The sequence below is a fragment of the Desulfothermus okinawensis JCM 13304 genome (assembly GCF_054654515.1).
Genome location: NZ_BAAIEW010000023.1, coordinates 25,678 through 39,127, shown reverse-complemented (window position 1 = coordinate 39,127; position 13,450 = coordinate 25,678). Strand labels below are relative to the sequence as shown.

Genomic DNA, 13,450 nt, shown 5'->3' with positions numbered 1-13,450 from the left:
ATAGGTATAACCCATGGGTCCGATTATTTGGCTCCATAGGCTCAGTCACATCCTGTGGAAAAAAAAGATATTGTTCATACCAGATCTAATAGGATTCATTATTAGAATAATCTATTCAGCGGATATACATTATCAGGCTCAAATAGGTAAATCAGTGGTTTTTTCTCATAATGGACTTGGTGCTATAATCCATCCCAGGGCAGTTATTGGAGACAATGTGGTAATTGGCGCACACGTTGTTATTGGATGTAATCTGGATGCATTTGACGTACCTAGGATAGGAAATTGTGTATTTATTGGACCTGGAGCAAAAATACTTGGTGATTTGTCCATTGGTAGTTATGTACTTATTGGAGCAAATTCTGTGGTTCTTGATTCTGTACCTGAGATGAGTGTTGTTGCTGGAGCTCCAGCAAAGGTAGTTAGATACCTCTCTTTCCAGGAGAAAATGGCCTATTGGCCAGGTAAATAATTAAGCCATTTTTTTATCTGGATGTTTATGGGGGGCGTGGCCATAGGGGTGTGCGTGGAAGTGTTGGTGGAGGACCGATCTCTCTGTTTGTATTAGTCTTCCATTATCCATGAGGTAGAGGGTGCTTGTGGTCTTGTATAAGAAGTCCCAATCATGGGAAACTATAATGAAATCCATGGGTAGCTCATTTATAAGACTTATTATGGTTTCTCTTGTTTCAGGAGCCAGTCCAGTTGTTGGTTCATCCAGTAAGATTAACTTAGGTTCCATTGCAATAATAGTAGCCAGGGAGAGCAATTTTTTTTCACCACCAGAAAGCTTGGTAGTGATCCTGTTTTCCTTTCCTGCAAGTCCTACTATGTCAAGTGCCCATAGTGCCTTTTTTTTGGCATCTTTGGGAGATAGTCCCAGGTTAAGAGGTCCAAAGGCCACGTCTTCAAGCACAGTTGGAGAAAAAAGTTGATCGTCTGGATTTTGAAAAACCAGACCAATTTCTTTTCTTACCCTTGAGAACTCTTTTATATTTTTTATTTGTTCTCCCCTAAAGATGATAGTTCCTTTTTGGGGCATAATCAGTCCAACACATAGGTGTAAAAAAGTGGTTTTTCCTTCTCCATTGGCTCCAATTATTCCAATTCTTTGATTTTTTTCTACTTTAAAATTTAACCCATTTAATACGTATTTTGTAGAACAAGGATATTTAAAATAGATGTCTTGTAATTCTAATATGGGCGTCACGTTATAATACCTTTTCTTCTTTTTTGCCTAAAAAAGAAGTCTAACTAAAATGTGTTAGATGTAATTTTGTTTGATTTTTTTAATTTGCTAAATTTTTTTCCAACTCAACTAAGTGAAGCAATCAAGTCCGTAATATAATAACTAAAAACAGACATTACAACAAGAAAAAAGGAGAGATATGCAACCATCAGATCGTATTTAGATAGTTTTAATTCTTGTAAGGAATAGAATTTCCCATTAAATCCCCTTAGCATCATTGCATTGTATACCCTCTTTCCCCTTTCATAACTCTTTATGAGTACCATTGCCAACATGTAGGAAAAAGTCTTATAGGTGTGTAGATTTGTCCTGGGATTAAAATTTCTAACCCTTGCAGCATTCATCATTCTTGTGAATTCCTCAAATATAACACCAATATACCTATAGCTTAAAAGGAACAACAATACAAATTTTGCTGGAAGTTTTAGCTTGGATAGTCCATGTCCTAAGATGGGTATTGGAGTAGTGTTTATAAAACTCATGACAACTAATACTGCACTATTGGCTTTTAGGGTGATCAAAATTGTCTGAATCAGCCCTTCATATGTAACCTCTAACCCATATATGTTTACTAATTCCCTGCCTGGGGTCGAGAATGGTAAGAAAAACCACAGAAAGAGCACAAAAGAATTAACTATTACTAGCCTTTTAATTACTTTAAAAATAGAGAGGTTTGCAATAATTACAAATACACACGATGAGATAAAAAATCCACTACATATAGTTATATTATTAGTAAGGACTATTCCAAGAATTATTAAAAATCCCAGTATACTTTTTATCCTTGGATCTGCCCTATGAAAGATTGAACTTCCAAGACTAAATTCTTCTTCAAACATAGCTCCAGCTAATCCCTTGACTTAAAATATAAAATTATCCCCATAATACCAAATATATATCCAATGCCACCTAAGATATCTCTAAAATCTATTTTGGGTTCTTTGAGCTCAGCAATGTCCCTTTTGATAGGGACAAGTTCCTTTGAGAGAATGATTTTAAACATTTTTTCCATTTTTTTATAATCACAAGAAGAAGTTTCATATTTTGAGGATATGACCTCGTCCCCTGTATCTGTTTCATCAAATGTATTATCATCTTCTTCTATATTTGATGAATATTCATCTTTTTTTACTATCCAGAAATTTTTATGTCCCATTGAAGCTTCACATACAACTTTTATATCCTCTGGTTTTTTTATTAGATTTTCCGGGATATGAAAAACAAAATTTCCTTTTTTGTCTCCTTTTCCTTGAATGATTAGCTTATCTTTTACATATACTTTATACCTTCCAGAAACTACAGGATCACCTGTTGAAAATTTTGAAAGACATTTTACATTATTATTTTCAACATAGCAGAATACATCTATTCTATGGGCTATGGCAATTTTTGCTGTAAAAATAAAAATGGTTGATAAATAAATTAATTTTTTCATGCATTATCTCCATTTATATCATTAAATATATCAAGCATCTCAGGCTTTACCCTATAAATAAAATCAACAGTAACTGCAGTAATAATTCCCTCTATTGCCATAATGGGTATGTGGGCAAGTAAAATAGTCTTAGCAGCATTAATAAAATTATTTCCTGTTAAATAAAGGCAAATGGCCACCATTATACCTGAAAGCAGGATGCTCAAGGATCCACTTAAAAATCCTCCAATTATTCTCAATTTCTTTTCTTTAGAAGTACAAAATTTTTTGAATAACAAAAAGACAATCACTGCAGGTAAAGCCATATTTGCTGTATTGGCACCCAATACAATAATTCCTCCAAACTGGAAGAATAGGGCTTGAAGGAGCAGGGCAACTAAAATTGACGGAAATGCCCCAAAGCCAAGCAAAATCCCAACAAGCCCGTTTAGTACAAGGTGTACACTGGTTGGACCAATGGGAACGTGTATTAATGATGCAACAAAAAAGGCCGATGTCAAAACAGCCATCAGGGGCACCTGATGGGGCTTTAGTTTTTTTAGCCCAATCAAGGTGCCTGTCAAAGTAATGGCTGCTCCTGCAATCAAAATAGGGGGGGAAAGGACTCCTTCAGATATGTGCATTTTTTGTGTCCTCTACTTGTTCTTTTTTAGAGAAGAAAATTTCACCCATATAACGCCGCCAACTTCAACATTTTTGTCCTGTCCTTTATGCTTTAATTTATAATCAGCAGTACTCAGGGCTGAAAATCCCCACCAACCGGGAATAGGGGCAGCATAGGTAAAAATACCATTGTCATCTGTTAGGACAACCTGGGTTACCATGTATTCACTTGGTGCCTTATATTTGGAATGTGTGTTGTAATATTCCACTTCAACTTCACAATTTGGAACTGGTTTTCCTTTTTTTAGCACCCTACCTTGAAAAACATTTCCAGCATAAAGACCAAAAGGTCTGGTGATGGGAACCACCTCAACTTCTAACCCCAATGGTTTTGACCATCCTTCTTCCTCTCCAAATGCACCAATGTATGTCTTGGTGATGTGTTTTATAAACTTGTCTTCAGCTGGTTCCCAATATGGTTTAGGTACCATGTAAATACAATAGACCCCAGGAGCTTTGGGACGAAATACACTTAAATAGGCCCTGTGACCCAATATTTTGGTGGGCTTTATTTTTGTTAAAAGATTTTCTTTTTTCATTGTGGTTAAATTTACAGCCCATACCTCAGATGGTTTGGCCAGGTCCATTCCATTTTGTTCAAAGGGATGGAGAAACGCAAAAATGAGTTTGGTTTTTCTATGCGACTGGTCAAGCATGGTTTTTTGAGACATGATGGTACCAAAATGTGCCAGGCATATTGAAGGAGAAAATAAAATCAATAACAATATAATAATTTTTTTAAAACTACTTTTAAATAACATGATAATAACCTCCTTGAGATTTTAAGTGTGATAAAAAATAAATTTTGTGTTACTAAACGTGTCAAATATACGAGATCGATATCTTTGTCAATAGGAAAAAATCTTTTTTTAAATATGTAATGCTTGATTTTTTTTATTAGGTAAAATAGATTTTAATAGATTCAGAGGTTGCCAGACCATATTTAGGTAATGGAGAAAGTTTATGGAAAAGGTGATGGTTGCGGTTTTAGGAAGGGATAGGCCAGGCATTGTATGCAAAGTATCATCTATTCTTGCAGAGAATGGATGTAATATTGAAGACATATCCCAAACAGTGTTGCAGGGTGAATTTTGTGGTATGTTTGTGGTTTCCCTGGCCAAAGGGTTATCTTTAACTGATATTCAGCATGTATTAATAGATGGACTAGGTTCAGAGAATATAATAGCTTATGCAAAGTCATTGGACACAGAAGAAGTCCATGAGACAATATCTAGTGAACCTTTTGTGGTTGTAAGTATTGGTGAAGATAGGGTGGGTTTAATTGCAGCAGTTAGCTGTATTATGTATGAATTTGGGGTAAATATTACCAATTTAAGGTTCATTAATAGGACCCCAGCTTTTCCCAATAAAACTTTGACCATTTATGAAGTGGATGTGCCTAAAGGTGTCAACCTCGGCCAATTTACAGATAAGTTAAGGCATAAAGCTACAGAGCTTGGACTGGACATAACAGTGCAGCATAAAAAGATTTTTGAAGAAATATGCAGGATATAGTGGAGAAAATATATGTTAAGTGAATCAGAGGTCCTTCAACTCCTTGAGATGGTAAAAAATGAACACCTGGATGTTCGCACAGTAACCCTTGGCGTTAGTCTTTTTGATTGTGTTAGCCACGCTGTTGATGCCTTTAGAAGGCGTGTTTATGACAAGATCATGCATCATGCTGAGAATTTTGTGGCCACTTGTGACATGATTGGGAAAAAATATGGAATAGCCATTGTAAACAAAAGGATATCTGTTAGCCCAATAGCTGTCTGTGGGGGATGTTTTGATCAGAAGGAAATGATTTTGGTGGCAAAGACCTTGGATGCAGTGGCAGAGAAGGTAGGGGTGGACTTTATTGGGGGATTTTCAGCACTTGTGGAAAAAGGTATGACTCCTGGAGATAGAAACTTGATAAAGGCTATTCCTCATGCATTATCTGAGACTGGTAGAGTTTGTTCTTCAGTTAATGTGGCGTCTTCTAAAGCCGGTATAAATATAGATGCTGTATACGACATGGGCAGGGCAATCAAAAGGGCTGCTGATTTATCAGCAGATAGGGATGGGATAAGTTGTGCCAAGTTGTGTGTATTTGCCAATATCCCAGAAGACATACCCTTTATGGCTGGTGCGTATCTGGGTACTGGCGAGCCTGATTGTGTGATAAATGTTGGTGTAAGTGGACCTGGGGTTGTAAAAAAGGCCATTGATAGGGCTACTGAGAACAACCCCAAATTGACTTTGGGAAGGCTTTCTGAGATAATAAAGAGGACTGCTTACAAGGTTACCAGGGTAGGGGAGATAATTGGTAGGGAAGTTGCTGAAAACCTGGGAGTTTCCTTTGGTATAGTGGATTTATCCCTTGCCCCTACACCAAATGTTGGTGACAGCGTTGGGGAGATCTTTCAGAGTCTGGGGCTTAAGAGTATTGGAGTGCCTGGATCTACTGCTGCATTGGCCCTTATAAATGATGCAGTAAAAAAGGGTGGTTCATTTGCAAGCTCCCATGTGGGAGGCCTATCAGGTGCATTTATCCCTGTTAGCGAAGATTTGAATATAGCAAACGCCGTGGCCAATGGATATTTGTCCTTAGAAAAATTAGAGGCACTGACCTGTGTTTGTTCTGTTGGTTTGGATATGATTGCCATTCCAGGAGATGTGCCTGCAGAGACCATTTCCGCTATTATTGCAGATGAAATGGCCATTGGTGTTATAAACAAAAAGACCACAGCAGTGAGGATTATTCCTGTTCCAGGAAAAAAGGCAGGGGATAAGGCATATTTTGGAGGACTCCTGGGAGAAGCTATAATTTGTGAAGTGAACCACATGGGGTGTTCTGATCTGTTTATAAAAAGGGGAGGAAGAATTCCCGCCCCAGTCCAGAGTTTAACAAATTAAAAAAGGTAAAAAAGGAGGTTTATTTTATGACAAAAGACAATGTAATTATTCTGCAAAAAGAAACTAAGGCCAATACAAAGGAAAAAGCACCAGAGGAAATTTTAAAAGAAGTGAAAAAGGACATGGGAAAGGTTGCCCTAATCATCTCTATAATGGCAGTGATGTTAATGGTAGTTTTTTATTTTAGCATGAAGCTCACTGTTGGAACCATGGAAAAGAAAATAACTGAATTATATCCAGTAAAAAAACAGGTGGTGGTCCTAGACAAAACAGTTGGTGACTTACAGTCCAGGATGGAGAAGATTGAGAAATTACCAGAAGAGACCAGAAAGATGATCTATGGTGACATGTTAAATGAAATTTCTCAAAAAGCAGAATATCTCTCAAAACACCTAAATGGCGCCAACAGGGACAAACTTATAAGGGTACAGAGGATGTTGAAGGACCTTGAGTCAAGCTTAAAATAAAAAAAGGGCCGTTTGGCCCTTTTTTTTGCCCAAGTTTTGACAAGCTTGGGTTAGAAGATTAACCACAATATAATTCCGCCAATAATTCCAGCACTAATATCATCAATCATTATTCCAAACCCACCAGAAAATCTATCCTCTATTTGTTTTATTGGGGGTGGTTTAAAAATATCCAGTATTCTGAATAAAATAAATCCACATAGAATAGCAAAAAAAGATGGTTTGGCAATAAATGCCAGGGTAATTAGCTGCCCCACTACCTCATCTATTACCACTGATCCTGGATCCTGTATGCCCAATTCTTTTTCAGCATGATCTGCAGCAAATATCCCCAACCATGCAATTAGGATTATTAGAATTATTTTTATAAAAACACTAGCTTTTAGTAATGGGTATGATAAAATACAAGTCAAAAGAGATGCCCAGGTCCCAGGTGCAAATTCAATTCTTCCTATACCAAATAGCTGTGCAACCTGTGTTAGATTGAATTTAACCATAATACTATACCCCTATGGCTGAAATTTTTAATAAAGACTTTACAAGTTCATTTATGGGAAGGCCAATGACGTTAGAATAAGAGCCCCTTATTTCCTTTATGAGAAAAGCACCTACTCCTTGGATTGCATAACTGCCAGCCTTGTCCATTGGTTCCATGGTGTCCACATATTTCCTCAAAATATCTTCATTAAATGTATCCATAAAAACTTCAGATTTTACCACAAATTGTTCAGTCTTTCTATTTTTAGAACTACTATCAATTATAACACACCCTGTATATACCCTATGCCACTTACCCATAAGTTTTTTCAAAGTAGAGATAGCATCTTCTATATCTTTTGGCTTCCCAAGAATTTGATCGTCCAGTACCACTGAGGTGTCAGCACCAATGATAACTCCTGTAACTTTTTTTCTTAAAATGCTCTCTGCCTTAGCCATTGCATTTTCTATAACCAAAATATCAGGCTGGCTCCCTTCTGATTTTTCCCTTGCATTACTTAGCATTACCTGAAAATATATCCCAAGTTGTGCAAGTAGCATTTGTCTGCGTGGGGATGCAGAGGCCAATATTATATTTTTTTGGTTCTTAAATGGTCCTTTTAATGTATTCATGGAACTTGTTCTAAATATTACTCTTTTAATTATCAAGAAAAAATGTCAATAAACTTTACATTGGTTACTATTTTTTATAAAGATTTTCATGGTGATGCTTTGAATAGTATTAATTTTTTTGGGTCCTGTTATCAGCCCTGGAGAAAATAAATGGCCAAAAAGAATATCCAAATTGTCTCAGTACTCCTTATAGGAATTGTAGCTGGATTTTTAGGTGGTTATTTATTTAAGCAGAGCTCCAAATTAAAAGAGGTAAATAGAGTTGCCATTACTTCCCAAAATAGCTCTAGTAATACTAAACAAGGCAATTCTGTGGAGGAAAAGGGTAAGATCTTTAAAAAGGACCTGCTTGCAGAGATAACCAAAAAAAGCGGGGAAATCTCCTCCAACAAAGAGGAAGAAGCAACAAAAAAGGTGGAGCCCCAAGGGGGGACCAGTTTAAAGAGGTGGATAAATAAATATGTAATAACTCCATATTTTATTGAGGATCTAGTTGAGTTTATTTTAAATGTCTATGAGCCCCCACTATCCAAGGATAACCCCAGTAGTGAGCCCAAATTAAATATTTCTTTAAAATCCTTAAATGCGAGATATGGACTGGAATTAATAGGCTTTAAAGTAGAGGCATCATCCCTTGAAAAAGCCAGGAAAAAAATTTTGCAAAATATAATGGATCCAGATCTTCTAAAGGCACAATACGAACACTTTATTGATGAATTTATTGGAGAGTTAATGGAGAGTGCCCAGGAAACCACCAAAGTCTTTGTAAAAAATGGCAAGCCCATTGAACGGGAATTAAATAAAGAAGAAATTAAGGCCCTTTTATTATTGTTGTCCCAATATGTGGAAGATTTATCCAAGGTGTTAACCTCCATATCAGCAGACAGGAATTTATTTTTAAAGTTGGATAAATATCTCAAAGAAGAAGTTATGAGCATGCACTATAATTACCAGTTGAATCAGATTATAAATAATTACAACTTAGAAAGACAAAAACTGACTCAAGAAAAAAGTGATATGAGAAGAGAGGAAATTTTGGAAGGATTGAAAAAAAAGAGGGAAGAAGCCTTAAAGAATTATGAGATATCAATAAAAAGGCGAGAGCAACTAAGATCTGAAATTATATCTTCCATTGAAAAAAAGAATCCCAATTTGCGGTTTAGTTCTTCTGAGATATTGTACATATGTGAATGGGTACATCGTAGAATAAAGGAAGGTCAGTCCTTGGAAAAAATAAAGCAGATTGGGATTATTTTAGACTTAGCATCTGAAAAAATGAGACAAAAGGCTTCTACATTATTGTAGAAGATAGTTGTACTCTTTTAGGATATTCCTTGTTAGAGCTAAAACATTATCTGCTTCAAGGTCAATGGCATTTGGATCTAAGATTATGACGTCCTGGTCTAAAAAACTACTGAGTACATCCTCTCCGTAAAAAAATGTCCATACAACAGAGACAATAGAACGAAAAAGGGGCGTGTTGTTAAACTCTTTTTTCGATTTAATGGATATTTTAAAACATTTTCCTTTATCCTTAATCAAGGTAAATAGATTGGAAGTAGTAATTTTTTCTTCTAATCTTAGACCAAATACTCTACCCAATTTGTCAGTATCTGTGTAGTCAATGCAAATAGGTGTTTTTGTATCTTCCATTAACACAGTTTTTTTATTTTGGTTATTTGAAGTTGTTGAATTGTCACTCGCTATTGCTGGTTGGTAGGAGAAGATAAATAGGAATATAAGTAATAATACGATTTTTTTCATTTTTCTTTTTGGTTGGCGGAGAGGGTGGGATTCGAACCCACGAGGCAGCATCTACCGCCCACCCGATTTCGAGTCGGGCCCGTTATGACCTGACTTCGGTACCTCTCCAATTGTTTTTTCTCTTTTTTTGAAAAAAGGTCTTAAGTAAATTTCCACAGGTATTGGACAAAATACCTCCTTTTATCCAAAACCTATGGTTTGTCCAATTGATTTCATTGAAAAAGTCAATTTTAGAGTAGCACGCTCCAGCTTTCGGGTCCCTTGCACCAAAAACAAGTCCTTGAATCCTGGCATTTACCATGGCCCCCATGCACATTACACATGGCTCTAGTGTGCATATAACTACACAATTTGTCAATCGGTAGTTGGAGAGTAGTTCCCCAGCCTTTCTTATGGCTAAGATTTCAGCATGGGCTGTTGGGTCATTTGTTTTAATACAATTGTTATGGGCACAGGCAATTACATCTCCTTCTAGGTCTATAACCAGGGCCCCAACTGGCACCTCATCTTCCATATACGCCCTCTTTGCTTCTTCTATTGCCATCTCCATATATGGGGAATAATCAAAATTGGCACCAGCAGGCATAATTTTACATTCTTTTTAAATATTCTACACCATTTCTAAAGATAGAAATTCCAGTTATTTCATGCGACGTGGTTGTTCTCGTCCATTTAGGGTGATTTGTTGGGTGATTATATGCCTCTGGATGAGGCATAAGGCCCAAGATCCTTCCTGTGGGATCTGTGAGCCCAGCAATACCCAATGGAGATCCATTTGGGTTATATGGATACTTAGAAGTTACCCCTCCTTTTTCATCAGTATATTGGAGCGCAATGAGGTTTTGTCTCTCCAGTTTTTTTAATATTTCATCATTTTTTGGAACAACCTTTCCCTCTCCATGTCTTATAGGCAAGTACATGGAGTCTATGTTCTTTAAAAATACACAATTGCACTGTGGGTTTACCTTTAAATAAACCCATCTATCTTCAAACCTCGCAGAATCATTATAACTCAAGCTCACTTGCCTTTGGAAATAGTTATTCTCTGATGCAGGAAGGAGTCCCAGCTTTGTCAACAGTTGAAAACCATTACATATTCCAAGGATGATACCACCATCCTCGTGGACTTTTTTTATTTGATTAAGGATAGATAGCCCTGATTTTGTTTTTGAGTATCTAATCCTTATTGCGGCAGCCTGTGCAGCTCCCAAATGATCCCCATCTAAAAAACCACCTGGAAATATAAGAAAATTGTAATCTTCTATTTTTACTCTTTCCTGAACAATTTCAGAGAAATGAGAAATTATTACTTCATCAGCTCCTGCTATTTGAGCTGCATATCCACTTTCTCTATCACAATTAGTTCCATAACCAGTTAGTACAAGTACCTTAACTTTTTTGTTGTCCATTTTCTTTTACCTGTCCGTTTTCTTTTTTTACCATATCCCAGACCTCATCAATATGCTCCACTGGAACAATCTCAATTTTTTTTGTGAGGTCTTTTGGGATTTCTTCAAGGTCTTTGATGTTTTGTTTTGGCAATATGACCTTTTTTATCCCTGCTGCCACTGCAGCTAGGATCTTTTCTTTAATTCCCCCAACAGGCAAGATCCTGCCCCTTAAAGTGATTTCCCCAGTCATGGCTATTTCATTACTTAAAGGGATGTTAGTTAGAGCGGATAAAAGTGCCATCACTAAAGTTATACCTGCTGATGGTCCGTCTTTTGGTATTGCTCCTGCTGGAACATGGATATGGATGTCCTTTTTTTCTGCGAAATCCTGGGATAGATTTAAAATTCCAGCCCTGGATCTTGCATAGCTCAAGGCGGCCTGGGCACTCTCTTTCATTACATCTCCCAACTGTCCCGTGAGGATTAACTTACCCTTGCCTGGCATTGTCAATACTTCTATATGAAGAATTTCACCGCCCGATGGGGTCCATGCAAGTCCAAGGGCAACTCCAGCTGGAAGTTCCTTTTCCCTCTCTTCCTCTAGATATTTTGGAGCTCCAAGGTACTTATGAACATTTGTAGGAAGTATTAAGAATTTTTTCTGCTTTGTTCCTTCTGCTATCTTCCTTGCCACTTTTCTACAAATCGTAGCAATTTGTCTCTCTAAATTTCTCAGTCCAGCTTCCCTGGTGTAGTTTTTGATTATTACTTTAAGGGCATCTTCGTTAAAGGCAATTATATTATCTTTTAGGCCATGTTCTTTTAATTGCTTTGGGATCAAATATTGTTTGGCTATCCTTATTTTTTCTTGTTCCGTGTATCCTGGTATCCTTATAACCTCCATTCTATCTAAAAGTGCAGGAGGTATTGTATCAAGCATATTAGCGGTGCAAATAAACATTACCTTTGATAGATCAAAGGGAACATTGAGATAGTGGTCAGTAAAAGAGTGGTTTTGTTCTGGATCTAACACTTCAAGTAGGGCAGAAGAGGGGTCTCCCCTAAAGTCTGTACCAACCTTGTCAATTTCATCTAACATAAATACAGGATTTTTTGTACCAGCCTCTTTTATCCCCTGGATTATTCTGCCTGGCATTGCCCCAATATAAGTCCTCCTATGTCCCCTTATTTCTGCTTCATCCCTCATACCTCCAAGGGACATCCGTACAAACTTTCTCTTTAAACTCCTGGCAATGGATTTACCCAGTGAAGTCTTGCCAACTCCAGGTGGTCCAACAAAACACAAAATAGGACCCTTCATTTTGGGATTTAATTTTCTAACAGATAGGTATTCTAAAATCCTTTCTTTTACCTGTTTTAAGTCGTAGTGGTCTTCGTCTAATATCTTTTTGGCCTTTTTTATATCTAATTCGTCTTTAGACACCTTTTTCCACGGGAGCTCTATGAGCCAGTCCAGATAGGTGCGAATTACTGTGGCCTCTGACGAGTCTGGATGCATATTTTCCAATCTATTTAACTGTTTTAAGGCCTCTTTTTTTACATCTTTGGGCATTCCAGATTTTTCTATGGCCTGCCTAAGCTCCTCAAACTCTTCCTCTTCTGAATCGTCTTCTCCAAGCTCAGATTTTATGGCCTTGAGTTGTTCCCTCAAGAAAAATTCCCTCTGGGCCTTGTCCATTCCCTCCTTGGCCATTGCCTGGATTTTATTTTGTAAGATGGCAACTTCCACTTCTTTCATAAGTTGCTTATTAACCAGCTCTAGCCTTTTTACAGGGTCTAAACATTCAAGAATAGATTGGGCAATCTCTGTGGGCATCCTTAAATTTGAGGCAATTAAATCAGCTAATCTTCCTGGATCTTCTATGCTGTTTAATATGGCCATCATTTCTGTGGGATCCATTCCCCGTAGGGATATGATCTTTTCGCTCTGCTCCCTTGCAGTTCTCATTTGAGCCTCTACCTGGGCACTGTAATCTGTTACAGGTTGTTCCTGTATCACCTCAACTTCTACCATGTGAAAGGGACTTTCCTGGACAGATTGTTTTATTTTTGCCCTGGATAGACCTTGTACCAAAATTTTTAATTTGCCGTCGGGCATTTTTAACATTCTCATTATTATGGCAATGGTCCCAATTTCATATACGTCTTCTATCTTTGGATCTTCTACTTTTTCGTCCTTTTGGGTGGCGATAAAGATATATCTCTGATTTTCGTTTATTGCAGACTCAATTGCCTTAATTGATTTCTCCCTTCCCACAAAGAGGGGAATTATCATATAATTAAATACAACAATATCCCTTACTGCAAGAAGAGGTAATCTTGTTGGGATCTCCATGGATGGTTGACCTTCTGGTGGATTTTTGGGATTTTCTCCTTGAGAGCCACTTCCCTGGTCATTTAAATGAATGGGATTTTGAGTAACTCCGTTTTTCTCACTCATCTATTTTCT

Annotated in this window: 16 protein-coding genes and 1 tRNA gene; 5 read left to right on the top strand and 12 right to left on the bottom strand. The window is 37.2% G+C overall.

Annotation, left to right across the window (positions count from 1 at the left end):
• The first annotated feature begins 13 nt into the window (after window positions 1–13).
• Window positions 14–472 carry a serine O-acetyltransferase gene (locus tag ACYQ0O_RS09660; RefSeq protein WP_459892521.1) on the top strand — a complete coding sequence of 153 codons (459 nt, stop codon included), beginning with the start codon at window positions 14–16 and terminating at the stop codon, window positions 470–472.
• Here ACYQ0O_RS09660 and ACYQ0O_RS09655 read toward each other — a convergent pair whose 3' ends face one another.
• The 5 genes from ACYQ0O_RS09655 to ACYQ0O_RS09635 form a co-directional block, all read right to left on the bottom strand.
• Window positions 473–1,210 carry an energy-coupling factor ABC transporter ATP-binding protein gene (locus ACYQ0O_RS09655; RefSeq protein WP_459892519.1) on the bottom strand — a complete coding sequence of 246 codons (738 nt, stop codon included), beginning with the start codon at window positions 1,208–1,210 and terminating at the stop codon, window positions 473–475.
• Window positions 1,211–1,314: 104 nt separating this feature from the next.
• Window positions 1,315–2,088: a cobalt ECF transporter T component CbiQ gene (gene cbiQ / locus ACYQ0O_RS09650; protein ID WP_459892517.1), complete on the bottom strand. Its 774-nt coding sequence runs from the start codon at window positions 2,086–2,088 to the stop codon at window positions 1,315–1,317.
• 8 nt (window positions 2,089–2,096) lie between these two features.
• Window positions 2,097–2,684, bottom strand: a complete 588-nt coding sequence (locus tag ACYQ0O_RS09645; protein WP_459892515.1) for a hypothetical protein — start codon at window positions 2,682–2,684, stop codon at window positions 2,097–2,099.
• Window positions 2,681–3,307, bottom strand: coding sequence for a cobalt transporter CbiM (gene cbiM, locus ACYQ0O_RS09640; RefSeq protein ID WP_459892513.1), 627 nt, complete (start codon window positions 3,305–3,307; stop codon window positions 2,681–2,683). The genes ACYQ0O_RS09645 and cbiM overlap by 4 nt, the downstream gene beginning before the upstream one ends.
• Before the next feature lie 12 nt (window positions 3,308–3,319).
• Entirely contained in the window at window positions 3,320–4,108 is a 789-nt protein-coding gene (locus ACYQ0O_RS09635; RefSeq protein ID WP_459892511.1) for a DUF4198 domain-containing protein, read from the bottom strand.
• A gap of 202 nt (window positions 4,109–4,310) precedes the next feature.
• Here ACYQ0O_RS09635 and ACYQ0O_RS09630 point away from each other — a divergent pair, with 202 nt between their 5' ends.
• Genes ACYQ0O_RS09630 through ACYQ0O_RS09620 form a run of 3 tightly spaced genes read left to right on the top strand, consistent with a single transcriptional unit; the run spans window position 4,311 to window position 6,715 of the window.
• Entirely contained in the window at window positions 4,311–4,862 is a 552-nt protein-coding gene (locus ACYQ0O_RS09630) for a glycine cleavage system transcriptional repressor (RefSeq protein ID WP_075069137.1), read from the top strand.
• A 12-nt stretch (window positions 4,863–4,874) separates the two neighbouring features.
• A complete protein-coding gene (locus ACYQ0O_RS09625; protein ID WP_459892509.1) occupies window positions 4,875–6,248 on the top strand; it encodes a PFL family protein in 1,374 nt (457 codons plus the stop codon).
• 26 nt (window positions 6,249–6,274) lie between these two features.
• Window positions 6,275–6,715 (top strand): hypothetical protein, encoded by a 441-nt coding sequence (locus ACYQ0O_RS09620; protein ID WP_459892507.1) that lies wholly within the window; start codon window positions 6,275–6,277, stop codon window positions 6,713–6,715.
• A gap of 50 nt (window positions 6,716–6,765) precedes the next feature.
• On the opposite strand, the gene ACYQ0O_RS09615 is transcribed toward ACYQ0O_RS09620, so the two are convergent.
• Complete coding sequence (locus ACYQ0O_RS09615) at window positions 6,766–7,212, bottom strand: phosphatidylglycerophosphatase A family protein (protein ID WP_459892505.1); 447 nt, start codon at window positions 7,210–7,212, stop codon at window positions 6,766–6,768.
• 4 nt (window positions 7,213–7,216) lie between these two features.
• Window positions 7,217–7,825, bottom strand: a complete 609-nt coding sequence (locus ACYQ0O_RS09610; protein ID WP_459892503.1) for a Maf family protein — start codon at window positions 7,823–7,825, stop codon at window positions 7,217–7,219.
• Window positions 7,826–7,975: 150 nt separating this feature from the next.
• On the opposite strand from ACYQ0O_RS09610, the gene ACYQ0O_RS09605 reads away from it, so the two are divergent.
• Window positions 7,976–9,130 (top strand): hypothetical protein, encoded by a 1,155-nt coding sequence (locus ACYQ0O_RS09605; RefSeq protein WP_459892501.1) that lies wholly within the window; start codon window positions 7,976–7,978, stop codon window positions 9,128–9,130.
• Here ACYQ0O_RS09605 and ACYQ0O_RS09600 read toward each other — a convergent pair.
• The 5 genes from ACYQ0O_RS09600 to lon all read right to left on the bottom strand — a co-directional run bounded on the left by ACYQ0O_RS09600 (window position 9,122) and on the right by lon (window position 13,441).
• Window positions 9,122–9,478: a hypothetical protein gene (locus tag ACYQ0O_RS09600; RefSeq protein WP_459892499.1), complete on the bottom strand. Its 357-nt coding sequence runs from the start codon at window positions 9,476–9,478 to the stop codon at window positions 9,122–9,124. The genes ACYQ0O_RS09605 and ACYQ0O_RS09600 overlap by 9 nt on opposite strands.
• Window positions 9,479–9,602: 124 nt before the next feature.
• Window positions 9,603–9,697: transfer RNA gene (locus tag ACYQ0O_RS09595), tRNA-Ser, on the bottom strand.
• Entirely contained in the window at window positions 9,672–10,175 is a 504-nt protein-coding gene (gene tadA / locus ACYQ0O_RS09590; protein WP_459892497.1) for a tRNA adenosine(34) deaminase TadA, read from the bottom strand. The genes ACYQ0O_RS09595 and tadA overlap by 26 nt, the downstream gene beginning before the upstream one ends.
• Window positions 10,176–10,179: 4 nt before the next feature.
• Window positions 10,180–10,998: a phosphoribosylformylglycinamidine synthase subunit PurQ gene (locus tag ACYQ0O_RS09585; protein ID WP_459892495.1), complete on the bottom strand. Its 819-nt coding sequence runs from the start codon at window positions 10,996–10,998 to the stop codon at window positions 10,180–10,182.
• On the bottom strand, window positions 10,979–13,441 hold the full coding sequence (gene lon, locus ACYQ0O_RS09580; protein ID WP_459892493.1) for an endopeptidase La: 2,463 nt from the start codon (window positions 13,439–13,441) through the stop codon (window positions 10,979–10,981). Before lon ends, ACYQ0O_RS09585 begins: the two co-directional genes overlap by 20 nt.
• Window positions 13,442–13,450: the final 9 nt, after the last annotated feature.

Coding starts and splice junctions, on each gene's coding strand:
- ACYQ0O_RS09605 (WP_459892501.1), top strand. CDS start 7,976: ATGGCCAAAAAGAATATCCAAATTGTCTCAGTACTCCTTATAGGAATT.
- ACYQ0O_RS09585 (WP_459892495.1), bottom strand. CDS start 10,998: ATGGACAACAAAAAAGTTAAGGTACTTGTACTAACTGGTTATGGAACT.
- ACYQ0O_RS09630 (WP_075069137.1), top strand. CDS start 4,311: ATGGAAAAGGTGATGGTTGCGGTTTTAGGAAGGGATAGGCCAGGCATT.
- cbiQ (WP_459892517.1), bottom strand. CDS start 2,088: ATGTTTGAAGAAGAATTTAGTCTTGGAAGTTCAATCTTTCATAGGGCA.
- ACYQ0O_RS09625 (WP_459892509.1), top strand. CDS start 4,875: ATGTTAAGTGAATCAGAGGTCCTTCAACTCCTTGAGATGGTAAAAAAT.
- ACYQ0O_RS09635 (WP_459892511.1), bottom strand. CDS start 4,108: ATGTTATTTAAAAGTAGTTTTAAAAAAATTATTATATTGTTATTGATT.
- ACYQ0O_RS09615 (WP_459892505.1), bottom strand. CDS start 7,212: ATGGTTAAATTCAATCTAACACAGGTTGCACAGCTATTTGGTATAGGA.
- lon (WP_459892493.1), bottom strand. CDS start 13,441: ATGAGTGAGAAAAACGGAGTTACTCAAAATCCCATTCATTTAAATGAC.
- ACYQ0O_RS09600 (WP_459892499.1), bottom strand. CDS start 9,478: ATGGAAGATACAAAAACACCTATTTGCATTGACTACACAGATACTGAC.
- ACYQ0O_RS09645 (WP_459892515.1), bottom strand. CDS start 2,684: ATGAAAAAATTAATTTATTTATCAACCATTTTTATTTTTACAGCAAAA.
- tadA (WP_459892497.1), bottom strand. CDS start 10,175: ATGCCTGCTGGTGCCAATTTTGATTATTCCCCATATATGGAGATGGCA.
- ACYQ0O_RS09610 (WP_459892503.1), bottom strand. CDS start 7,825: ATGAATACATTAAAAGGACCATTTAAGAACCAAAAAAATATAATATTG.
- ACYQ0O_RS09660 (WP_459892521.1), top strand. CDS start 14: ATGGGTCCGATTATTTGGCTCCATAGGCTCAGTCACATCCTGTGGAAA.
- ACYQ0O_RS09620 (WP_459892507.1), top strand. CDS start 6,275: ATGACAAAAGACAATGTAATTATTCTGCAAAAAGAAACTAAGGCCAAT.
- cbiM (WP_459892513.1), bottom strand. CDS start 3,307: ATGCACATATCTGAAGGAGTCCTTTCCCCCCCTATTTTGATTGCAGGA.